Source organism: Olsenella sp. oral taxon 807, assembly GCF_001189515.2.
In the GTDB taxonomy this organism is placed as follows: Bacteria; Actinomycetota; Coriobacteriia; order Coriobacteriales; family Atopobiaceae; genus Olsenella_F.
This window is the reverse complement of the sequence record NZ_CP012069.2, coordinates 1010765-1033267: the sequence shown is the minus strand read 5'-3', so window position 1 is coordinate 1033267 and position 22503 is coordinate 1010765. Positions and strand designations below refer to the sequence as shown.

Below are 22503 nucleotides of genomic sequence, written 5' to 3'. Positions count from 1 at the left end.
GAAGCTGCGTAAGAACCTATCCCTTGTCAGAACGCCCATATCACACCTTCGTCAGCATGGAGAAGCTAATTCTCCTTTGTATTGAGACTATTCAAGCGCCAATTAACCTAGACTGACTTTGCGCTGTTAAAGTTAACAATTAGGTGCAGATCCCAGTGCTTATCACCTTTGTACAGTGGGAAAGTCGCGTATTCCGCGCAAGGTGTGAAATCGGCAATAGAATTACCACCACTAAAATTAGTCACATCGAATGTAATGGAAGAGATACGCTCTTTATATGGAGTAGACCATGGCCAAGGGGCCCTCCATGTAGTCATTGACTTATCAATGACTTTCACTGAGTTATTTGTTGATGTCGTCGCAATCGAGAGTACCCCAAATGTATTGTTGACGATTGGAACTGTCAGCAATTTCTTACCTGATTCGGTCACCTGAAGTTTGGCATTATCCGATACGGGAGAAGTCGGCTTGTGGAACGGTGGATTTCCACTATTTGTCACATACGCATACTTCCCGATCGGCGTATCCTTTTTATCCACATACAGGTTTGCAGTTATTGTATACGTACCAGCTGACGTTGCGGTGGCCGCGTAGGCCTTCTGTGGCGCGGTCCCCAGCGCCTCACCTGCGCCCGGTAGGCTCAGTCCCGCCGATACGGCAACTATGGCAAGCGTCACCCCCACCGCACCCTTCAGGAAGTCACGGCGGGACAGATTCGTCGGCTCATCCATGTTCGCTGACGTGTTCAGTCTTGTTTGCTCGCTCATGCAAATCTCCCTTCAAGATGGGACTGGTTCTCTAATAGCTCCGGGCAATGGAAATGGCTCGTGACGTACGGTTAGGCCCTCTCGCTCCCTTCTCGATAGAAATGATCGCTACACCATCACTGCCGTGGCAAAGCCGACCCTTAGGGTCATCGAGCGTGATCGTTAGATAACCCTAACAAACTCAATGCCCTACTATTACTATAGGGATAGGAGCATTAATGTTGTAAAACCAACGTGTCAATAATTCTTCTCAACTCTGTATATAGTTTTAACGTGAGGTACTCTCGAGCAGTAGGCGCGCTGTCCCTCTGGACCTCCCACGGTTCCTGGTCTGTGTCTCACGACCTGACCAATGCCTCGACAGGACGCCTACCGATCGCACCGCAACCCCCTCACCTGGAATCTGCTCGACTGCGAAGCCTATCACCTGAATTCCCCCACTATCGGACCAATCACGCCCCACTTTGAATGGGAACAAGGTGACGAGGCCATCGGGTGAGCAAATCCAAGGTGACGGGGCCTTCGCGCGATGGACGGCCTTCTCGTCCTTCGTATAACCCTGAGTTCCCAGGCTCATCGAGGATTTGTGTGGGTTGCTGCCTTGGCGAAGATGCCAGCCTAACGGCGGCGCCACTCGCGCAGAGCCTGTCTTCCCGACCAAGCGAGAGGGGCCAGCGAGGGGGCGCCGCCGGCACGCCATGGTGGTTGAGGTGCTCGTGCCACCCGACGTAATTCGCATCGTAAAGCTCGCGTCGCAACAGTGTACACAAATGCCCCAAAACAGCGCCGAGAGGCCAGTTTCGCCGATCTGTGTACACTCTTGCGTTGCCTCACCTGTCCACAACGGCGCAACAGTGTACACAAGTGCCCCAAAACGGCGCCGAGAGGCCAGTTTCGCCGATCCGTGTACACTCCTGCGTCGCCGCCTGGCGGTGACACCCACCACGGCGCCAGGGCAGTAACGCAACCACCCACACGAACTCACGAAGCCCCAGTTCCCGGCACCTCCTTAGCCCACAACTGGCAGCCTGATGGTGTCCCGGCCTGGCCCAGGGTGCGCCATCAGCGAGGCCCTCTGCCCAGACTGCGCTTTTCCGTGCAGTCAGGCCCCAGGCCGACGCCTGCGGACCCTGGCGCAACCCCCCCGCAGCCTGGCGGGGGGTTGCTCGAGCGCATTTGCCCAGTTGAGCCACTTTCCATAGTGCCCCGCAGGCTGGCGGGGGGGTTGCGCCCCGCGCCTCCCGGGCGGTGACGTAACGGAAAAGCGCACTCTGGGGGTACCCCCTCACGGAAAAGCGCATTCTGTGCGACATGGGAGCCGCAGACTGCGCCTCTCCGTGAGGCGTCGGGCCGGGATGCGCCTCTCCGTGAGGCCGCACGCGCAGCCCTCCCTCGCGGCCCATGGGTCTTCGCAGCCGGGCACAGGTCCTCAGGGCAGGCAACGGCTCAGGCCTGTGTCCAGCGGGCTAAGGAAGCGCTGGGAAGTCAGGGTAATGGGTCCCTTCCCGCCCTACGTCAGGTCGCAAAAGTGGAACTGGCTTCTGCCCTCGGCGTAGTCCCCCACGATCTGACCATGGCCGCGCAGCTGGTACTTGTAGGTCACGAGCCCATCGAGGCCCACCGGACCCCTCGCGTGGAGCTTTCCTGTCGATATGCCCACCTCTGCGCCAAAGCCGTAGCGAAAGCCATCCGCAAAGCGCGTCGACACGTTCTGGTAGACGCCCGCCGAGTCAACGAGCCGCATGAACCTCTCGGCCGCCGCCGCATCCTCGGTGAGGATGGCGTCGGTGTGGTGCGAGCCGTAGCGGTTGATGTGGTCGATGGCCTCGTCGAGGGAGTCCACCACCCGGACAAAGATCGTGGGCGAGAGGTACTCCGCACCCCAGTCTTCTTGGGTCGCGCTCTTGCAATCAATGAGGGCACGCACCCGCTCGTCACCCCTGATCTCGACGCCTGCCGCAGCGTAGGCGCCTGCCAGCAAGGGCAGAAAGTCCCCCGCAACGTCCCTGTGCACGAGCAGCGCCTCGACGGCGTTGCAGGCGGCCGTATACTGGCACTTTGCGTCCACACAGATGGATATGGCAGACGGCAGGTCGGCCGACACGTCCACGTAGATATGACAGACGCCGTCAGAGTGGCCCATCACAGGAATCTTAGTGTTGTCCATGATGTGGCGCACGAAGGCGTTCGACCCACGGGGAATCAGCAGGTCGACGAGGCCAAAGCAGCCGAGCAGCTCGTCTATCTGGGCGTGGGACTCCGCAAGCGCGAGGCAGGTACTAGGAAGGCCTGCCGCGACGGCGGCCTCGTGCACGAGCGAGAAGATCGTCCTGTTCGACTCCGCCGTCTCGGAGCCACCCTTGAGCATGGCCATGTTGCCGCTCTTGAGGCAGAGGGCCGAGATCTGCACGAGCGCGTCTGGACGCGCCTCAAAGATGACGCCGATGACACCAATGGGGCAGCTCACGCGCGTGAGCTCAAGCCCCTCGTCGAGCTCGCGGCGCAGCAGCACGCGGCCCACCGGGTCTTCCAGCCCAAGCAGGCTATCTATGCCCGCGCAGACGTCTTTGAGCTTGTGCTCGTCGAAGAGGAGACGCTTGACCACCGCAGGGGCGGCGCCGTCCCTCTTGGCCCGCGCCAGGTCCTCCGTGTTGGCAGAGAAGATGTCGTCTTGGTGCGAGAGCAGCGCCTCCTTGACGCGAACGAGAGCGGCGTCTCTTTGCGAGAGGGGCGTCGAGGCCATCGCGGGACTCTCGATCCTCATCCTCTGCACCGTGTCACGGATGGTGGTGTTGCTGCTGCCTGTGCCTCCTGCCATGGGTGCCTCCTCGTCTCCCCTTTGCACCAACGTCCATAGTCTGGCGCAGAAGGTCTTTGTCGGCTCCGCCCCAATGAAAGATTTATCGCTCTTGCAAACGAAGGCGCGACATCTGCGCACACGCGCCGGCTCCCGCACACGCACCACTCGCCGCAGGGCCAAGCTCGCTCGGTACGCAGCCCCCAAAAGATGCCACGCGAGGCCTCCGGACGAGGCCCTCTCTCCCAGAGAAATCGTACAATGGAACCGTCTTGACTCGCCCGACGAACGCGCCAAGGCACAGGTCGGACACGAGGCGAACATGCGCCGCACACCCACGCCCCCTGCGGGGCGATCGCCAGGAAAGGAGACCATCATGAGCAGGGTCAGCTACGACATCTTGCAGCCAGGCGCACTGAGCGACGAGGAGCGAGAGACGCTTCGCCGCCACTACCTGGTCTACGCCAAGGCAGAGCTTGGGCAGGGTCGCAAGTTGAGAGCCGACCTCGACCACATCTATGCCACGGTGGACGAGCTGGCGTCCTCGGGCAAGCTCGATCGCCTGGTCAGCACCATGCACACGAGCGCTCACGTAGTCCTCTTCTCGACCGAGGCGTCACGGATCTCGCTCGAGGAGTTCCAGCTGGCCATGCTCTCCGAGGGAAGGCCCGTGCGCATGGTGGGCGAGGACTCATCGGACATCAACGGCATCGGCGCGCTCAGCGAAGGCGACCTGCTCATCGTCGTGACCACCTCGAACGGCTTCGCCCATCGCCAGCGCGCGAACATCTGCAGAAGCGAGGCGCACAAGGTGATCATAACCGCACACGACGATCCCGAGCTTCACGCGGAGTTCGACGAGGTTCTCTCCATCGGCGAGGGGGCCAGTGAGGGCAGCCCCCTGCACCGCATCTATGCGACCTTTGGCGTGACGTACTTCTTCGACCGCCTGTTCACGCTCTACGCGAACATCTACGACCCAGAGTTGTAAACAACCCAGGGCTGTAGGCCCGAGCTCCCTTGCCAAGTCGGTGAGGAACCGAGGGTATGGGTTCGAGGGAGACCGCGCCTGTCGTCACTGCCACGCCGAGAAGTGCGTGCGCAAGGGAAGCCTATCCACGCTTGGCACGCTCGAGCGCATCGTCGGCGCTGGCCTGAGCCGCACGCGCCTCCTCGAGGGCGGCCTCACAGTCCTTGACACGCCGGCTGGCAGCCTCGCGCTGGGCGACGGCCTCCTGAGCTGCTGCCCTGGCCTCACCGGCGATCCACTCGGCATCGGCCAACCCCTTTGCGGCGGCGTCGGCCTGGGCCTGGGCGGCCTCGCCCTTCTGGATGGCCTCGCTCAGGAGCGCGGCGATGCGGTCCCGCTCGGCCCAGGCGTCTGCCGCAAGCCGGGCGAGCTTGGCAGAGCTATCCCGCTGCTCCCTGATGTGCGCCTCCTCGTCCCTCTGACGCCCCTCGCTCTCCTTGACGGCCGTCTTCGCGAGGCTGAGCGCGTTCTTGGCATCGGCAAGCTCCTGCTCGCGCTGATCCGTGACCTCCTTGGCACGGCTCGCCTCCCCCTGCGCGCGAGCGACCAGCGCATCCTGTATGCGCCTTTTGAGTCCGCCTTCGACCAGGAGGCAGGGCAGAAACTGCCTGAGCTCCTCGTGCCACCAGTACCAATCATGCGAGACGTCAAAGCCCCAGTACTCGAACGTCGCGGGAACGTCCCTCTCGGCCATGGCAGCGTCGAGCTGTCGTTGGGTGTCCGCGCCAGTCTCGCTGCCATGCTGGCCACAGACAAAGGCAAGCTGACGCTCGCGCAGGAGCGTGGCCTCCGCCTTGCGCGACGTGAGGTCAGCGAGCAGGTCAAAGGGTGAGAAGGCGCGCCACGGCTCGTCGAGGTCACCCTCGATGAGCTGGTGCACGTCATAGGTACCAGAGAGCGCGAGCAGCCCCGAGTAGTCCTTGGGCCTCCTGAGCATGGCGATCGTGGCATTGAGGGCCCCCATGCCCGCCCCAAGGACCAGCGGAGGCTCCTTGGAGCCACTGGCCTTCTTGATGAACGTGGCAAGCTCCCCCTCGACGAAGGCAAAGAAGCCCTCGAGGTTCTCCAGGCGGTACTCGCGCAGCGCCCCGTGGGCATGCCAGCTCTCGCTGTCGGAGGTGTCCACGCAGAAGAGTTGGACCTTGCCGGCATCGACGAGATCGGCCACAGCGTCGACCATGCCGTTGTTCTCCCAGCTCAGGCATGACGAGTCACCTTCGGGAAACGCGATGGCCGGTCTGCCCGTGCTGCCATAGACGACAAGATCGAAGTCCTTGTTGGCCTTGTCGCCGTGAAGGGTGTAGTTCTTGACTTCCATGCTGTCCTCCTAGATAGGCGCCTGCCATGCTCGCGCCGCCCGAGCACCTCGGCGGCTGTGGTCTGTCCCCATTGTATGCAAGCTGGGGTGCGGTGCACGCCAAAGTCCGCCAGAGTGCCGGGTAAATCGGCAGCAGGCGCCTGCAAACGGGCGCGGTAAGGGCAGCAGGCGCCTGCGGGTGGATACGCGACTGCGGCACGCGAAGGGCTAGACCAGCTTGCCCTGGCAGTGGTCGATGATGTGCTGCACCATCTGGGCGGTCCAGCCGGTAAAGTCATGCCTGCGCTCCACAAACTCGCCGTCCACCAGCTCATCGAAGGAGACCTTCACCTTGGTGTAGCGCGTGACCGTGGAGTTCTCCTCATGGCTCAGGCAGGTCTCCTCTCCCCGCTTCGCACCAAGCCCCATCATGAGGTGCGGGTTGTAGAGCACGTGGGGTCGCTTCTCCTCGTCCTTCTTGTCCTTGTCCAGATAGACGCCTATCTGCTTGGTGATGCCGATCTGGTTTGCCGCCAGACAGGCACCGTCCTCTATGGACGCCAGCGTGTCGATGAGGTCCTGCGCGATGGGGGCGTCCTCGGGCGTTGCCCTCTCGCAGCGGGCCGAGAGAATCTCCTTGTCCTTGACCAGTTCTTTGATCACGGCTTCTCCTCATATATCGTCTCTGCCACTTCTCGCGCAGTGGCCGCGCTCGTCTCCCCGTCCTCTGCGACGACAGCGCCTACATGGCGGAGGACCTCAGCAGTGTAGTACAAGCATGGGTCCTGCGCCATCACATGTGTGTTTTGCACCACCGCATGTGGGTCCCGTGCCATCGCACGCCTTGCAGACCCACTCGACCGCAGGGATGGGACGCCCCCAAGAAGCTGCGCGAGCGGTGGTGCCACCCGCTGACCCGTCCTCTCGCGCGATGTGAGAGGGCGTCGCTTGAGGCCTCAGCCCTCCCGCCTCAGGTGCCTGTACAGGATCTGGGGTACGCGGCGAAGAATGCGCGAGGTTGCGGGCGCCGGGCCCACGAGGCCCGACCGTGCCACTCGATGGCGCCGAGTGCGCGATGGACGTGCCACTCGACAGCGCCGAGTGGCACCACATTTCTTGACAACTGCGCATATGTCGGCTTTCGTGCCACTCGATGGCGCCGAGTGCGCGGTCCGCGTGCCACTCGGCAGCATCGAGTGGCACGCCCCAGAGGCCGTCAGGGAGGAGGGGCGGCCCCGGACGGCAGCACGGTGGCCATGGGCCACCCTTAAGCCCTGGCCAAATCGCCCATCCCGGCAGGCCTAGGAAAGCGATGATAAAGTCGCCGATCCCGTCCCTTCGGGACCAGCATGGGTGATTTTTGACGTGAGGAGGGCTCCAACGCCCCCAAGCGGGCTACGCCGGTCTCCGGGGGCCATGCCGCAGCCTCCCAGACCATGGCGGGACGGCCAGCGGTAGGCTATGCCGCGGCCGGCGCCCCACCCTCCGCCCTCCGTCGCCGCTCCTCGAGCCTCTCGCGTTGCAGGGCTATCCTCTCCGCCGACAGCGCGAGGGGCGGCCCGCAGAGCCGCCGTCCCCGCCTCGCGATCATGCAGCCGGCTGCGGCGACGGCGGCGAAGGCCTGGTTGGACACCTTGGCGAGCCCCTTATAGCGCGTCTTCCGCAGCCCGAATATGTCCTTGACCCAGTGGAAGACGTGCTCGACGACACTGCGGGCGGCCGACTTGGCGGCCTCTGCGACCAGGTCGTCCTCGCCGACCTGCGAGCGCCTCTTGGCGACGATCCACTCGACGCCGGAGAGGGAGGGGTCGCCGGCGACCTCCGGCCTCCTCCCGACGCCGACGTAGCCGGCGTCGGCCCAGACGCGCTCGTCACCCTCGCGCACGAGGTCGGGGACCTGGTCGAGGTCGTGGACGTTCGCGGCGTCCATGCGCACCGAGTGCGGCACGCCCGTCTCGGCGTCCACGCCCACCCCGAGCTTGTACCCGAAGTGCCAGTTCTGCCCCTTCTTGGCCTGGTGGGCGTCGGGATCCCGCGCGCCGTCGGCGTTCCTCGTCGACGACGGGCTCTCGATGAAGGTGGCGTCCACGATGGTGCCCCGGCTCACGGCGAGCCCTCCGTCCGCGGCGGACCCGAAGGCCGAGGAGACCATGGCCTCGCCGACCCCGCAGCGCTCGAGCAGGTGGCGAAACTTGCACAGGGTCGTGGCGTCGGGGACCTCGAAGGGCGCCACGCCGACGAAGGAGCGCATCGTCGCGGAGTCCCAGACCTGGTCCTCGCACTCGCGGTCGGAGAGGCCGAAGCAGACCTGCACCATGTACATGCGCAGCAGCACGAGGTCGTCGACCCTCGGCCTGCCCATCGCGGGGCCGGCCCCCCTCGCCCCGGCGTCGGCCCCGCGGGCCTCCCTCACGAGGGCGAGCCAGGCGTCCCAGGGGCAGGACTTGGAGAGGCGGTCGAGGAACCGGGAGCGCCTGGTCTCGCGCTTCCGTCCCATGCCCATCTCGACGTCAGAGAATGTGAGCTGTGCCATGCGGATACCCCCAACCTAGTCGCCAACGACCTCGAATTATATCATATCCGCAGGTAGGAGGTATGGATGGACAGCGATCCGCCCCTGTCCCGGGCTTCTCGGCGGGACTTTATCATCGCTTTCCTAGGCCTTGATCCTCCAGTAGCCCCGCGTGCCACCGACACGCTCTAGAATACCAGCCCCCTTCAGATTACCCTGGACGCGTTGGATCTGCCTGCGGGTCATACCGAGCTCCTTTCCAAGGGCGACCGCACTCGCCCGTGGGTTGGCCCTCAGCGCATCCAGGACCCGTGCCCCTGCGTCCGAAAGCGGCCCTCCTGCGCCCCCGGTGCCACCGCCAGCATTGGCACCGCTATCGGCACCATTGGCACCATTGGCACCGACCACAGCGCCCGCATTGGCACCGTCGGCACCGATGACACTCTGGCCGCTCGGAGGCTTGACCGCCGTGACGAGGGGCGCACCCTCGCCGCCCATGCCGGGAAGATGGAACCCCACCAGGCCACTTGTCTCGATCTGGAGCGTGAGACGCACGCGATCCGGCTCGTAGAGCTCCTCGAGCAGCGGCTCGGGCTTGCCCGCGCTTCGAGCCCCCTCGCGCAGCACGTCGAAACCGCTACCAGCGCGCTCACCGATATTTATGAGGCTGAACATGAACAGCATGGTCTCGTTGCGCGGGTCAGAGACTCCGCCTGCCTCCACCTCGTCGAGGGCGATGCGGAGCGTACCGGGGTTCGAGGCGATGACACGGTCGGGCTTTCGCACGAGCACCACCCCCGTACGTCCGCTGTAGTCAGCGTGGACGAGCGCGTTCGTGAGGGCCTCGCGCACGGCACGATGCTGCGGTGTGTCATCGATGCGACGCATGTCCGGCCCCAGGCGAAACGGCACCGGAAGACCTTCCGTGAGCATCCTGCTCGCCCTGCCCCAGAAGTCGAGGACGTTGCCCGACCAGTCGCCGCTATCTGACACGAGACGATTGTTCCATCGATTGTTGTCGGCAAGCTCCTGGCGGCAGTCCAGCAGATAACGGGGAAACTCACTCACGATACGCCACGCCTCGCCAAACATGAGCAGGCCGGCGCGCGTGGGATGGAGCGCATGGTCGTCGCCTGAACGTGCGATGGCACCGATCCTCGTGAGGAACGCCTCGTCTGACAGGCCCGTCCACGGGTGCCCGGGACGTGTCGAGCGAAACAGGTTGCGATATCCCCGCATCGTCTCGCTATGCAGGTCATCGAGGGAAAACGCGTCAAGCACCGTCCTGTCAACCGATTCCGGCGCGCTGTCGCGCACCATGGAGCGATAGGTCTCCTCCGCCACGTGGTAGTCGCCCTCGCCGCTGCGACGATAGGTACCCGTCCTGGGGTTGTTTCCCACGTACACCGGGCGCATGCGGCGATCGGCGCGGGGCACGTGGACGAGGACGACCTCGCGCCCCTCCCAGTCCTCGACGGTCACGTCTGAGTCCACGAGAATGTTGGCACTCGCACGTTGGGAATTATTCAGCCCATCCCAGAGATCCTTTAGCAGCGATCCGACATCACCGATGCCCGATGGGACAGGTAGGCCATCGGTACCTTCGACGGCCCCAAGGACCACGATGCCGCCATCGGTGTTGGCAAATGAGGAGTAGGTCTCCCAGAAGCTATGGGGCAGGCCGCCTTCCGCCCTCTTGAACTCGAGGCGATTGCCCTCGCGATGACCCTTTAGGCTATCGACGCTGAGCATGGGCACCTCCCGCCACCAGCACGTCGCGTCTAAATCGACTCCCTCTGCCAGGCAGCCGTCGGCATACCATGCCCCGCATCCCAGCCACAATGCCACAACATGACGTACCGAGAGGGGCGCATGACAGATGCCATGTGGCGAAAATGGCCCCTTGATCGCCTGGCTCATCTACAGAGACGCCAAGCTCCTCCAAACCATCCCCTCATAAGAGGAGCGCCAAAGGACACCCCGGCAGCCTTGAAGCGACGTCGCGCAACATTTCCTTTATACCACAATTCGACTCGACGATATAATAGCCAGCCCCAGGTTCCTCACGGCTCTGAAGGGCGCGAGAGGACTATACGCGAGCAAGAGGCACCTCTTCGCCGCGCTGTGCGAAGCACCCCCGCGTACCTGTCACGTCGCGTGCTACGCGAGCATGCGCTCGACCTCCTCGGGATCAAGCCCCAGCGACGCCGCTGCGGCGCGCGCGTCCACAAGACCGTCGCGCACGAGCCTACCGAGCGCCTCGGCCCTCCCCTCGGCTTTGCCCTTGATCCTTCCCTCGGCCCTGCCCATCTCGATCCCCTCGCGCCTTCCCACGGCGCGGATCTCCTCGACCACCCTGCTCATCGTCCCTCGCCCCTCCTTTGTGTGCCTGAGCCTGCGCTTCTCCCCGGACGTGGCCGGGAAGCGCGTCTCGTCGTACGCCTCTGCCTCCTCGAACGCCCCCATGAGCGCGGCGACGTCGCTGCCGTCCCTCGCCAGGGCACTCACGTAGACCTCTCGAAGGCCGCTCCCGGCGATCCCGCCGGTCTCTCTCACGACCCTGCCCAACATGATACGGCGAGCGGGCGGCTCCGAAGGGGTCGAACTCGCCGACGAGTATTACGCAGACGTCCGGGACGTCCCCGAGGCGCCCTCCGGCGACGTCCTGTCGGCTGTCACCAGGGAGGCGCAGTGGCGCGTCCGCCCCTGGTGGCCCCCGTGCCCCGAGCGCCGCGCCTCCACGCTCGCGAGCCCACCACCTGGGAGCTCGCAGGGGGCGTCAAGCACCGACGAGCGCCACGCAGGCTCGTGACGGCGACCTGCGGAGTGCTACCATCTCGAGACAGCAGAAAGATATAGTGGGATACAATTGCGTGCTCTCCAAGGCTCGTTCTTGGAGGATAGGTATACGCAACTCTCTGTTAGACCACCGTCGGCATGACGACGCCCCGCGTCTCCGCCACGATGTTGTCAGCGAGAAGACATGTCGAGGGGAGACGCGGGATGCCTGGCATGATACCGCGAGGGGCGAGGGGGCCGGGCGCACGGCGAGAGGAGGAGGCTCATAGGGCCTCTGCGCGCGCAGGTGCCCGACGGGCCCGGCAGGGCGGGTGGGGAGCCGGACGCGTGCCCCAGGTGCGGCGGGACGCACCTCGCGTGCGAGGGGCGCGACGGGGACGGGTCGCAGGGGCGGTCCCGCGGGTCCTGCGGCCGCGCCCCCTCGCGCAGGGCCATGGGCCCGCTCGGGTGCCCCCGAGCCCGAGGGGGACGTCCGGGCGAGCCGCGCCGGGCGCGCGTGCGCGGGCGGGACGCCCGGGGAGTGCGCGAGGGCCTGCGGGGTGTGCCCGGGCACGTCCCGGCTCGTGCGCACGGGGCCCAGCGAGGCCGTGGGCCGCGCCCTTGCGCCGCCCGGGAGGGGACGGCCGTCTCCCGCCAGGTCGACGGCACGCGCCCCGGCGAGTCGCCGGCCGGCAGGCGGCCCGGGTCGGCGGTGGTGTTGCCCCGGGAGCCGCGGCGCTCGGCTCGGGGCAGGCGCCCCGATGGAAGACCAATCGAGTCTGAGCAGCAGGTGCTCGAAGAGGTACATCTGCAGGACCTCCTGGGCGCGCAGACCGTTCTTCTTGGCGACGGCGCGCACCTTGCCGCGCAGGCTCGCATCGTTACTGATCCCGGCCATCCTCACATCACCTCCAGGTAGACCTGCAGCTCGTCCCTGACCCCGAGCGCTTCGCACATCTCAGCAAGCTTGGGAAGATCCTTGTCCGCTCGCTTGAAATATCCCGTCACCGAGTCGCGGACGAGCTGGGCGTTGGCCCCATCCCTCTTCCTCTGGCGGATGAGGTCGGCGATCGAGCGCTCAGCGTCGTAGCACCGGACCGTGTTGCCCACAGGCGTCTTCACGGTAGTCTCGCCGAGGGGGTAGAGCTCAGAGCTGACCCAGTGCATCCCGATTCCCGGGTAGGCGTTCTTCAGCCCCTTCGGGTTGTATCCCCTGGGGACCGTTACGTGCTGCTCGGAGGGCAGCCTGTCGGAAAGGCCCAGCAGGTACAAAGCGCTCGCGTGCGAGAACACGCACTTGCGCCAGCGGTAGCTGATTATCGCGAAATCATCCTCGAAAACATCCGGAGCGCAGTACACCCCGCGCGTGAGCCTGTCTATCGAGCCCGTCTCGAGGGCGTACGCTATCGCGCCGGCAGAGAAGCCTGCCGACTTCAGCTCGGACGACGTCGCGATGCCACCGAGGCCGTTGATCTGCTCAGATATGTCTACACCTGCCATTCGCAACCTCCAGTCAGACGTATAGACAACATATTAATCGATAAGATGTATGAACGTCTGAACGCCATGTAAAGATGGGATATCCGATTCCGCAACCTTCACATATCTCCGCGCCACCATTCGAACGCCGCATAGTCCTCGAGCCCGTCCCTCACTCCCTTGACGGGGGCGTCGAGGTTGAGGAAATCGGTTGCGAGGGCGCGCCCGTCCTTCTCGAGGTAGCGCTGCACGCCCCGGGCGCTCGTATGGCCCGAGATGCATTTGACGTAAGGCATGGCTAGATGGAGACGATCGCGTGGCTGGAGATCTCCCTCACGTCGTTCCGGAGCTCGATCACCGCGACGCACAGGTCGTCGAGGTTGCCGGAGGCTTTGCCAAACAGCACAACAACTTTCGAAGCGCATACTGGAAATGGCGTGCTAAGCAGCACATAGAAAGGAACCATTGATGAACAAGGGCATTGGGGGCATTATCGCCGACTATGGCAAAGACGACTCGTTTACCCGTATTGCGCCCACTGAGCGAATGCTCGAAAAAAACACAGGTACCCAAGGGACGACCAGGCTCCCCAGCTGTGATACACCCCAGAAGGTCCGGGCTCCCGCAAGCCATCGCGACTCGGTCTTGGGACATCACCAAAGAAGGCCACCTTCCCGGCCTCCGTGCAACCGAAGCCCGATGTGCTCATAGAGACCATCCTCGAAGAGCGCCTCGAGCTGAGCCCCAGCACGCGCCCCTTCGCGAGGAGCGCATAGGCGAGCCGCGCACCATCGACGGACAGACTCATGCCGTGCTCGTGACAGATCTTTGAGAGGGCCTCGAGCTCCATGAGCGAGTAGAGGGTGCCACACTCGGTGGGCTACGACAGGTAAGCCATCCCCAGCTGGACCATATGATCCCTGTTGGCGTCACGCTCCCATGCGAGCGCGCATATGTCAAGCTGCTCCGCAATGACCTTACCAAGACATGCAGCCAGCTCGATGACCTGATACCCGTCGCGCTCGATGACCCCCTCCTCGTGCATGCTCACATGCCCACTCGTCGGTGCGACAACCCCCTGCCGGAGCATGAGGGTGAAGCCGATGACGGTGGCGTTGGGCTGTGCGCGGCCAAGGACGAACACTCCACTTGACGGTATGTCACTCGTGAGCCCTCCCTCTCCCGTCACCATCCTCTCCTAAGTCGCTCGGCCCGAGCGGCCCCTCGCGAGGAGGAGATCCCTGCTCCCACAGCACGGCCTTTTTGCCCTCACCGACGACCACGACCTGGCGGAGCGGGCGGCCGGCGTCGATGCTGACCCTCCCGAGGGGGTTCACGGAGTACATCTGGCCCCCAGGAATGCTGACCCTCTTCGGAGGGTTTGTGAACGGCTCCAGCAGCGGACCCCCGTCGAAATAGCTCATGTAGAGCCTCAGGTAGAGGCAGTCGCCTTCCACCCTCCACGAGTAGTCGCTCACATAGCCGATTGTCATGGTCCACTCCGGGTTGAAGGAGACCACCCCATCCGACACGCGGACGTCACGGAAGTAGATGAATCCTGTTGGACTGGTCTCGCAGTGGAAGAGCGAGTTTGTGAACCACAGCGTGAAGGCGACGCCGAGCAGGCCGACGAGCGCCCTGCGCACCCTATGGCCGCTCCGAACGCATGGGCTTTCTGACCTCATGTCCCCCCCTCCCTGCCGCATATGGCATGCCGAGAGCCTCAGACTCGGCCATGGCCCCTTTGTGAGCAAGCCATCGTCAAACATGCTATTCCACACATCGGCGGCAAATGCCGAGCGGCTATGCGGAACGTCAGCGCCTGTCCCGCCACAAGCTTGCAGGCGATGGCATCTGCCCCTGCCTGCCCGGTGGCGGCTTGCACCACCACCCCTGGCGAGCAGCTCGGGGTGGCCATCGCTAATAACGAGCATAAAGCCAGAGATGCCCTTGCGACACGTCGCATCGTCCCCAGCATCTCTCTGCCCATGATCAATCCTTCTCACAGCTCAAAGGGCTCTTGATGTCCATGAGCATACGACAGATACAACATCATAACTACATTCCATACGTCACGCACAACTCGTTCGGACACCCGCTTCCCAGTGTCAATCAGGCGGCCAAGATGAAGGCTTCGTGAGTTCGTGTGGGTAGGTGGTCGCGTCACTGCCCTGGCGGCGTGGGCCTCAGATCCAAGAGCCCTGGCATCACAAGAGCCATAGGGCCGTCGATGTCGTGGGACCCATGACCCCACCCGGTCGCGCGAGCGGTCGTGGGGACGCAGGAGTGTACACAGATCGACGAAAACGGCCTCTCGGAGCCGTTTTGGGGCATTCGTGTACACTGTTGCGCCGTTGTGGACAGGTGAGGGAACGCAGGAGTGTACACAAATCGGCGAAAACGGCCCCTCGGTGCTGTTTTGGGGCATTCGTGTACACTGTTGCGCCGCGAGCCGCGTCGGTTGGCACGAGTGCCCCAACCACCATGACGTGCCGCCGGCGCCCCTTCGGTGGCCACCTCCCCCTTGGTCGGAAAAACAGGCTCTGCACGAGCGGAGTTGCCGCTAGGTTGGCGTCTTCGCCGAGGCAGCAACCCACACAAACCCCCGAGGAGCCCCAGAAGGCAATGGGACCCTCCCTTGGCAGGCAACAACGCGTCATCCCGATTACTTGGACGCCAAGAAATCAAAGGTATCATCGATGCTCACTACCAGACGGCAAGCCATCCCTGGTCTCAAGGCGTGCAAGCGGCCACCTGCCCATGAGACTATCGTCAGCGGGAAGGGAGCGTAGGACATGAACCTTGGAGCCGAATCAGAGCAAGTGGAGTTCAAGAGGTCCACGGGTGAGCATCGTGAAGCCATGGAGTCCATCGCATCGATCCTCAACAAGCACGGCAGCGGCGTGCTCTACTTTGGCGTACGAAACGACGGGGAGGTCATGGGCCAAGATGTCTCGGACAAGACGCTGCGTTCCATCAGCCAAGAGATTGGATCCAAGATCGAGCCAAGGATCACGCCACAGATACGCACGGAATGTGAGGACAGCGGCAAGACGTACATCCGCATCGACTTCGAGGGGGACGAAACGCCGTACGCCTGCGAGGGACGCTACCGCATCCGCCGTGCCGACGAGGATGTGCTCATGACACCTGCGCAAGTCAAGCGCATGTTTGCTGCGGCCATAGACAGGGAGGTGCCATGGGATACGCGCCTCTCGGATTGTCCTGTGTCCGATGTCAGCGCAGCGCTTCTCCATGCGTACATCGATGCGGGCATCAAGAAGAATCGCATTCCCACGACATATGCCGGGTCTTCTGATGCTGCCAACGTGCTTGAGCGCCTCGGACTCGCGCGCGATGGGCGCCTCACGAATGCCGCGACCGTGCTATTCTGCCGCTCACCCTCCCACAAACGTCTGACCATGGGGGTGCTCGCCGGTAACGATCGCGTCAACATCCTTGATCTTCAGCAGGAAGACGCCCCTGTGCTTGAGCTTATCGACAAGGCGGAGTACTACGTCAACTCCAATATCCGTCGCCGCATCGTGATTGACGGCAGCCCGACACGCGAGGAGATCCCTGAGATTCCACGTGAGGCCATCCGCGAGGCGGTCATCAATGCCTTCTGTCACCGCTTATCAGCATATGCTGATAACTTGTGTTATCGGAAGCCCCGCGTTATGAGAAGCCGCCAGGCAAGCCCGCAGGTCGCGGGCTTTTTTGATGCCCGACGGCTTCGCATAACTCAGTGGCCTAGAAGTTGTCCTTCAGCCACTTCACGAGGTCGTTCCTCTCCTCGGGCGTGTACCTCTCGCCCGTCGAGTGGGTGGCGCTGTGCTCCGTGAGGTACTTGCGCTTCAGCTCGGGGTTGGTCTTGGCATATATCTCGGTCGTCGTGACCGACGCGTGCCCCAGTATGTCGCGGATGTAGATCAGGTTCACCCCCGCCTCAAGCAGGTGCGTCGCACGCGAGTGCCGCATGGAATGGCACGTTATCCCCTTCCGCCCGATGCTCGGCATCGACGCGGCGGCGGCGGCCAGGCGCTTGCCGAGCACGTAGGACACGCCCTTCTGCGTGAGCGGTCTCCCGTACCGGTTGGCGAGCGGCGGCTCGTCTCCGCCCCCGATCCCGAACGCCCCCGCCTAGTCGCCGACGAGCTCGGCGAACGACTCGGTGACCGGCACGTTGCGCGCCTTGCCGCCCTTGCCGCGCGGCCCCGCGTAGGGCGCCGACTCGAGGCGCAGCTGGCGGGAAAGGCAGCCGCAGAGCTCGTCGACGCGCGCGGCGGTCTCGCAGGGGAAGGCGAGCATGGCCTTGTCCCGGAGGCCCCGGCGGTCCGACTCGTCGATCGAGGCGAGCGGCCCCCCGCCTCTGCGACGGTGAGGTACGCAATCGCCGGCCTGGGCGGCCTCTTCCTCGGGATGTCGAGGACTGCCGCGTACTGGCCGCACGGCTCGGGCTCGCGCGTGCGCACGAACGACAGGAACGGGCTCGCGGCAGCCTGGCGCTGGTTGCGGGTCGCGACCGAGTTGCCCCGGTCGGCCTCGAGGTGGTCGGGGAACGCCCCGACGGCCCCGGCGTCGATGTCGGCCAGCCCGAAGCGCCCGCCGCAGCGCCCCCGCGTGAACCCCATGGGCAGGACGATCGCGTCGCGGTAGGACGAGACCGTCTTGGCCGAGCAGCCCTTCCTCGCCGTCAGGTAGTCGCCCAGGAAGCGCTCGGCGTAGTACCCGAAGTCCCGCCTGCCCTCGCCCATGGCTCCCCCTCCCGTAGAAGTCCGGCAAGCCACCGGCCGCCGCGTCGGACACCTCGCGGTACGCCGGCTCGACGAGGCGCAGGCAGCGCTCCGTCTCGACGATGCCCTTGTGGCCGAGGTAGGCGCCGGGGAGGGGCGGCGCGGCGCGTATGTCGCGGCCTCCCTCCGCGATCTTCTCCAGCGCGCGGACGCAGAACGTGTGCCGGAGGTCGCGCGGGCGCTGGCGGCTGCCGTCGGCGCGGGGGACCACGCCCGCGGCATCGAGGCAGTCGTGCCAGAACGGGCAGGGCCACCCGCCCCGCGTGCCGGCCGCGCAGCAGGAAGGCGCCGGGGGCGGGGTCGCGGGGCATCGCGGCGTGCTCGGCCAGGACCTCCGCGGTCGACTCGGACATCGCGACCAGGCGCGACACGTCACTCTTCGAATGCCCGGCCGCGACCGCCCGGGCGCCGGGGTCGAAGTCGGACACGCGCAGGTTGCCGGCCTCCGAGCGGCGCAGGCCACACGCGTGGCACAGACACATCGCCGCGTAGCGGGAGTGGGCGCGCTCGCCGGCCGCCGACGCCCGGGCCGCGCGGAACACGCGGGCCACCTCGTCGCGCCCGAGGACGTGCGGGGCGAACGAGCTGCCGAGGGCGCCGCCCTCCTCGCAGAGGGCCACGTCCTCCCAGCCCCTCGAGATCAGGTATTTGGCGAGACCGTCGGGGGGCAGTGCGCCTCTTCCCGAGCGTGGCGCGCGTCTGGCCCTCCCCCGCGGAGCACCACGCGCCCGCCGTCTCACGGGTGATGCGGGTGCCGTCGCAGCCCATCTCGGCGAACGTCCGGCCCGTCTTCTTGAGCGCGTGGCAGACCGGCTCGGCGTACCGGTGGCCCAGCGCGCGCTTGTGCCGGACGTGGGCCGCCAGCTCCTCCGCGAACGGCCCGTCCATGTTGGGGACCCAGTCGGGGGAATGGTTGCTGTCGAACATCATGGCGGCACCCCCGACGCGAGGTCCCGGGCGTGCGCGAGGTCGACGGTCAGGCAGGCCTCGGTGGTCCTCGCGCTGCCGTGCCCGAGCACGTCGGATATGGCGCTCACCGGCACGTCGGCGGCGAGCATGTTGGTCGCGAGCGAGTGGCGCAGGGAGTGCGGGCCGTGGCGGCGCCTGCCGGGCTCGACCCCGGCGGCCTCCACGCGCCGGCCCACGATGCGCCCGAGCGTGCCGGCGCCGCGCATGCGCGTGTGGGGCGCGTTCACAGTGACGAGCAGGTGGTCGGGGCCGCTGGCGCTGTCGGGGCGGGCGTTGCGCATGTGGTCGACGGGCGGGTAGCGCACCTCGTCGGGCATCGGGACGTCGAGGGGCTCCCCGGTCCTCTGCCGGGCGATGCGGATCAGGCCCGCGTCCCAGTCGATGTCGGATAGCGTGAGGCTCGCCGCGTCCCCCGCCCGCATCCCGGCGAGCGCGAACAGCGCGACGACGAGCAGGCAGGGCTTGCCCCTCCTCGTGGACGCGTCGATGCCGGCGACGATGCGTTCCACCTCGTCCTTCGTGTAGTAGGACAGGACCGTCGAGCGGCTGCTCCCCTTGGGCACGGGGAACGCCATGCGCCCCGAGAGCCCCACCATCCCGCGCCCCGCCATCCAGTCGAGCAGCTCCCGCAGCGTCCCCCTGAGGCAGCGCAGCGTGGCGGGCGCGTACCCGGAGAGCGACCCGACGAACGCGTCGACGTCCTCCATGCGCAAGCGCGCGATGTCGCCCACACCCGATTCCGCGACGAACGTCAGGAACTTCGCCGCCATCCAGGCCTTGCGCTCCTTGGTCCTCAGGCCGGTCTCGCGCCGCTCGCCGACGAAGTCGGTGATGACGAGGGAATACACCCCCCTCATGCACTCCGGCACCTCGTGGACGACGCCTGGCTGGTGGGTCTTGCAGTACGACCCGGTGCGGCACGATCCCATCGCAGTGAGGAGCGGCTTGCGCAACGCCGTCCGCGTCGGCAGCTTCGCATCGCCGGCATCGAAGCCGAAGCGCCTGGCACAGAAGTCGGCGACGGCGTCATCACCGACGTCGCCGACCTCCTCCTCGCGGCAGAATTCCGCGAACCACCGCAGGACCCATTCGGCCGTGCCGATGGGGCCCTCGGCGCAGCCGTCCGCGCGCATGCGCTCAATCACGCACGGCACGAACTCCTCGAACTCCCGTACGTCCATGTTGACCTCCTCAGTCTCGATGTCGGACATACGGGAACGATTATGGATGCACGGTCACGTTATGCGAAGCCGTCGGGCATCAAAAAAGCCCGCGACCTGCGGGCTTGCTTGGCGGCTTCTCATAACGCGGGGCTTCCGATAACACAAAGAGCATCAAGGTGACAGCCGCGTGATGATCGATATCTTTACGGACACGGTACAGATCACGAATCCCGGCCTCTTCCCTGCAGGCACCACACCAGACGACTACCTCAAGGGGGTGGCGAGGGCGCCACAGAACCGAAACCCACGCATTGCCGACGCCCTCTTCCGCGGCGGTTACATCGAGGCATTCGGTAGTGGTCTGCGCCGCATCAAGCAGGCCTGCGACGAGGCTGGCGTGAGCTTCGAGTACTTCCAAGAGGGCAACGCCACGCGTGTGGCATTCCACCGTCCAGGTTCGCACGTAGAGCTCGTCTCATCTGGAAACTCGAACGAATCGGACGCGAAAATCGGACGAAGGCAACCGATCGAACAAAGCGCCACATAGTTCAACATATCGCATCAGCCGCAGAGCCGCTCGGCAGGGCAGCTATCATGGAGGCAACCGGGCTGGGCGCGTCACGGACAAGCGAGCTGCTCGGCGATCTGGTAAGCGATGGCATCTTGGCTGCACAGGGCTCCAACCGCTGGCGCACGTACATGATCGCGGACGAGAGGGCTGCAAGGAGATATCTGGAGGAGGGCGACTGACCTGCCTCGCGCCTCCCAATGGCCAGATGCGCATGGTGGAAAGACGCCTGCCGACAAGGGCGGCTTGTCCCAGCCCCTCCGATGGCCGATGTCCAAGCGCCTCACGCCACTCGCATCACGCCTTGTGGATGCAGCCCGAGATGAGCGTGACCGTGCGCTCGACGAACTTTGCACGCCTGCCTTCCACCCATCGCGCAGTGATCGCCGTGATGCCCGTACGGTAGAGCTACAGCAGATAGCGCCTGTCGGAGGGGCTGTCGATGCCCCGCCTGCCAAAGTCGTCACCCACGCCCCCCTCTGTCGGCCCCCCAGCCTCACGGCAGGGGCAACCGCCCCCAGCACTTCGGGAGGCGTCCGGTGCACCGTGCCCCGCAAGACACACCTCCCCACCGGGTGCGCTCCTTTGCAGAATGCATCGTATATTGTGCAGCTGGCATGCCGCCATGCCATCTACGGTATAGTTCTCTGCTAGCACGTGGCTCACTTCTTGTCAACAGACGACCTCAGGAGGAACTCCATGGCAGACAACAGGGGCGACTGGCAATTCTGGTGCGACGGCATGCACATAGTCCAAGGCATCAGGCAACGGGCGACAAACGGCTTCATAGGCATCGATGGCTCAGGCGAGCTCATCCTCTTTGACAACAAGGGCAACGAGTTCGATCGTGCACCCATAGGCGAGGTGGAAGCGAAGCTCAAGACGTGGAGCGGTGACTCCATCAAGATGAACGGCACGAAGTATCGCCTTGAGTTCTCGCCTCTCAAGGCCGCGCTGGGACGCTCGTTTGGCGCCCTCGGCGCCATCGCGGCAAACGCCATGAGGGAGTCCAGCGAGGACTCGCGCACCCCAGCCCAGAGGCGCGACGAGTTCGCCGAGCTCGTGCATAAGCTGCAAGGCAGGTGAGCGGGCGTTCTCATGGGGACCTCCCCACACCTTCGCAACGTGACCCCACCTGCGCTCCGCATGTGCTCGCACCTCCCCACGGCCGCCGCGTCGACCTTTGCCCGCCTCACGGGCACCCGTACCCTTCGCACGAGAGCAGCTGACAGGTCCTCGCAATCTCGACCTCATGCCGCCCTATGAGGGTACGCGATACCGGCACCGAGCCCGGCCACCACGGGCCCCGACTCCTGCGCGCGCGTCGAGGGGGACAGCGACGTCAGGGCGGCGAAGGAGAGGTGCAGGTCGAGGGGCTCGGGCAGACCCGGTAACAGGCAGCTCGCGGCCTACCGCGTCCTGTTTGAAAAGCGCATCGGAGGAGCGCATGGCAGCGAGTACGTCGGTCTCGACTTCGGGCATCTGCGGGATCTCGCGGCCATCGACCACATGCTCAGGTACACCTTGCTCCCGATGACGCTGGACATCAAGCACTTTGCCAAGGTCAGGCTCATGCGCGAGGTCACCGAGCGAGCAGACGAGGACGGCTACTCGATCGTCGCCGACTACCTGGAAAGCCTGAGTGAGAGGAACCGATCGATTCGCGAGAAGGAGATGGAGCGGCTGAAGAGGGATAGGTACAGCGGGGGCATGGCCCGCAAGTACGACAACGAGAAGCCCGTATGGGTCCTCATCGAGCTACTTTCCTTCGGAGGCTTCATCAACTTCTATCTCTTCTGCGCAGATAGGTGGAAGGACCGGCGGATGAGAAGCGAGCACTACCTTTTCAGGCAAGCCCAAGCCGTGAGGAACGCCTGCGCCCATTCCACCGACATCATAAACGGCTTCGCGCCAGGCGAGACAAGCACCATCCGCACCCCGAGAGAGGTCGCGCTGGCGCTCGACGAGATGGGCATCAATAGGCGTGCGAGGCGAGCGAAGATGGCCAACCCGCGCGTCCAGCAGATAACGATGATGGCGTTCGCCTACAGGGAGATGGTCGCGGGCTCCCACACGAGGGAGATGTGCAGGAGCCTGGTCGATGCCCTCAAGCATCGTGCCGTCGAGCACGCCGACTGGTACACGAACACCGATTGTGTGGTATCCGCTTACAGATTTCTTGCGAAGGTGTTCGACAACTGGGTGTAATCACCCATAATGGAATCAGACAAAAAACCTTCGGGTTTTGCGGGGCGGGGTTGCGAAGGCAGTCCTGCCCTAGTTTTTTGTCAATGGCTGCGTTAACCCCCGTTTGATATTTTTGACCCCACAGTCATATGCCTCTCCC

The 22503-nt window shown here is 64.8% G+C and carries 21 protein-coding genes and 1 pseudogene; 6 read left to right on the top strand and 16 right to left on the bottom strand.

Annotation, left to right across the window (positions count from 1 at the left end; all coding sequences use genetic code 11):
- Positions 1-107 precede the first annotated feature (107 nt).
- Entirely contained in the window at positions 108-767 is a 660-nt protein-coding gene (locus tag ADJ70_RS14510) for a hypothetical protein (RefSeq protein WP_157051398.1), read from the bottom strand.
- Between the two features lie 1510 nt (positions 768-2277).
- Positions 2278-3585, bottom strand: a complete 1308-nt coding sequence (locus tag ADJ70_RS04400; RefSeq protein ID WP_050343859.1) for a glutamate-5-semialdehyde dehydrogenase — start codon at positions 3583-3585, stop codon at positions 2278-2280.
- A gap of 355 nt (positions 3586-3940) precedes the next feature.
- On the opposite strand from ADJ70_RS04400, the gene ADJ70_RS04395 reads away from it, so the two are divergent.
- Positions 3941-4555 (top strand): hypothetical protein, encoded by a 615-nt coding sequence (locus ADJ70_RS04395; protein WP_050343857.1) that lies wholly within the window; start codon positions 3941-3943, stop codon positions 4553-4555.
- Between the two features lie 121 nt (positions 4556-4676).
- Here the strand turns inward: ADJ70_RS04395 and ADJ70_RS04390 are convergent, their stop codons facing one another.
- The 10 genes and pseudogenes from ADJ70_RS04390 to ADJ70_RS04345 form a co-directional block, all read right to left on the bottom strand.
- The gene (locus tag ADJ70_RS04390; RefSeq protein WP_050343855.1) at positions 4677-5912 is read right to left on the bottom strand and encodes an alpha/beta hydrolase-fold protein; all 1236 of its coding nucleotides are present in this window, start codon (positions 5910-5912) and stop codon (positions 4677-4679) included.
- Between the two features lie 207 nt (positions 5913-6119).
- Complete coding sequence (locus tag ADJ70_RS04385) at positions 6120-6554, bottom strand: peptide deformylase (protein ID WP_050343854.1); 435 nt, start codon at positions 6552-6554, stop codon at positions 6120-6122.
- 796 nt (positions 6555-7350) lie between these two features.
- The gene (locus tag ADJ70_RS04380) at positions 7351-8424 is read right to left on the bottom strand and encodes an IS5 family transposase (protein ID WP_050340811.1); all 1074 of its coding nucleotides are present in this window, start codon (positions 8422-8424) and stop codon (positions 7351-7353) included.
- 123 nt (positions 8425-8547) lie between these two features.
- Positions 8548-10155, bottom strand: coding sequence for an ATP-binding protein (locus ADJ70_RS04375; protein WP_050343851.1), 1608 nt, complete (start codon positions 10153-10155; stop codon positions 8548-8550).
- A gap of 408 nt (positions 10156-10563) precedes the next feature.
- Positions 10564-10959, bottom strand: a complete 396-nt coding sequence (locus tag ADJ70_RS04370; RefSeq protein ID WP_172674441.1) for a hypothetical protein — start codon at positions 10957-10959, stop codon at positions 10564-10566.
- Positions 10960-12081: 1122 nt separating this feature from the next.
- Positions 12082-12681, bottom strand: coding sequence for a type IV toxin-antitoxin system AbiEi family antitoxin domain-containing protein (locus ADJ70_RS04360; protein WP_050343846.1), 600 nt, complete (start codon positions 12679-12681; stop codon positions 12082-12084).
- A 98-nt stretch (positions 12682-12779) separates the two neighbouring features.
- Entirely contained in the window at positions 12780-12956 is a 177-nt protein-coding gene (locus tag ADJ70_RS14505) for a hypothetical protein (protein WP_157051397.1), read from the bottom strand.
- A 224-nt stretch (positions 12957-13180) separates the two neighbouring features.
- Positions 13181-13522, bottom strand: a pseudogene (locus ADJ70_RS15635) (hypothetical protein); the annotation flags it as partial.
- An 18-nt stretch (positions 13523-13540) separates the two neighbouring features.
- Positions 13541-13849, bottom strand: coding sequence for a hypothetical protein (locus ADJ70_RS04350; protein WP_157051396.1), 309 nt, complete (start codon positions 13847-13849; stop codon positions 13541-13543).
- Entirely contained in the window at positions 13821-14345 is a 525-nt protein-coding gene (locus ADJ70_RS04345; RefSeq protein WP_050343839.1) for a hypothetical protein, read from the bottom strand. The genes ADJ70_RS04350 and ADJ70_RS04345 overlap by 29 nt, the downstream gene beginning before the upstream one ends.
- Positions 14346-15455: 1110 nt before the next feature.
- Here ADJ70_RS04345 and ADJ70_RS04340 point away from each other — a divergent pair.
- A complete protein-coding gene (locus tag ADJ70_RS04340; RefSeq protein WP_050343837.1) occupies positions 15456-16505 on the top strand; it encodes an RNA-binding domain-containing protein in 1050 nt (349 codons plus the stop codon).
- Here ADJ70_RS04340 and ADJ70_RS14015 read toward each other — a convergent pair.
- The 4 genes from ADJ70_RS14015 to ADJ70_RS04325 form a co-directional block, all read right to left on the bottom strand.
- Complete coding sequence (locus ADJ70_RS14015; RefSeq protein ID WP_172674440.1) at positions 16414-16725, bottom strand: tyrosine-type recombinase/integrase; 312 nt, start codon at positions 16723-16725, stop codon at positions 16414-16416. The genes ADJ70_RS04340 and ADJ70_RS14015 overlap by 92 nt on opposite strands.
- A gap of 78 nt (positions 16726-16803) precedes the next feature.
- A complete protein-coding gene (locus ADJ70_RS14920) occupies positions 16804-16971 on the bottom strand; it encodes a hypothetical protein (protein ID WP_172674439.1) in 168 nt (55 codons plus the stop codon).
- A gap of 385 nt (positions 16972-17356) precedes the next feature.
- Entirely contained in the window at positions 17357-18076 is a 720-nt protein-coding gene (locus tag ADJ70_RS15630) for a tyrosine-type recombinase/integrase (protein ID WP_172674438.1), read from the bottom strand.
- 306 nt (positions 18077-18382) lie between these two features.
- On the bottom strand, positions 18383-19606 hold the full coding sequence (locus ADJ70_RS04325; protein WP_050343829.1) for a tyrosine-type recombinase/integrase: 1224 nt from the start codon (positions 19604-19606) through the stop codon (positions 18383-18385).
- Positions 19607-19778: 172 nt separating this feature from the next.
- Here ADJ70_RS04325 and ADJ70_RS04320 point away from each other — a divergent pair, with 172 nt between their 5' ends.
- The 4 genes from ADJ70_RS04320 (at position 19779) to ADJ70_RS04310 (ending at position 22364) form a co-directional block, all read left to right on the top strand.
- Positions 19779-20135 carry an ATP-binding protein gene (locus tag ADJ70_RS04320; protein WP_050343827.1) on the top strand — a complete coding sequence of 119 codons (357 nt, stop codon included), beginning with the start codon at positions 19779-19781 and terminating at the stop codon, positions 20133-20135.
- A 47-nt stretch (positions 20136-20182) separates the two neighbouring features.
- Complete coding sequence (locus ADJ70_RS14500; RefSeq protein WP_157051394.1) at positions 20183-20338, top strand: hypothetical protein; 156 nt, start codon at positions 20183-20185, stop codon at positions 20336-20338.
- 517 nt (positions 20339-20855) lie between these two features.
- Positions 20856-21242 carry a hypothetical protein gene (locus tag ADJ70_RS04315; RefSeq protein WP_050343824.1) on the top strand — a complete coding sequence of 129 codons (387 nt, stop codon included), beginning with the start codon at positions 20856-20858 and terminating at the stop codon, positions 21240-21242.
- Between the two features lie 189 nt (positions 21243-21431).
- Positions 21432-22364 (top strand): Abi family protein, encoded by a 933-nt coding sequence (locus tag ADJ70_RS04310; RefSeq protein WP_083443802.1) that lies wholly within the window; start codon positions 21432-21434, stop codon positions 22362-22364.
- Positions 22365-22503: the final 139 nt, after the last annotated feature.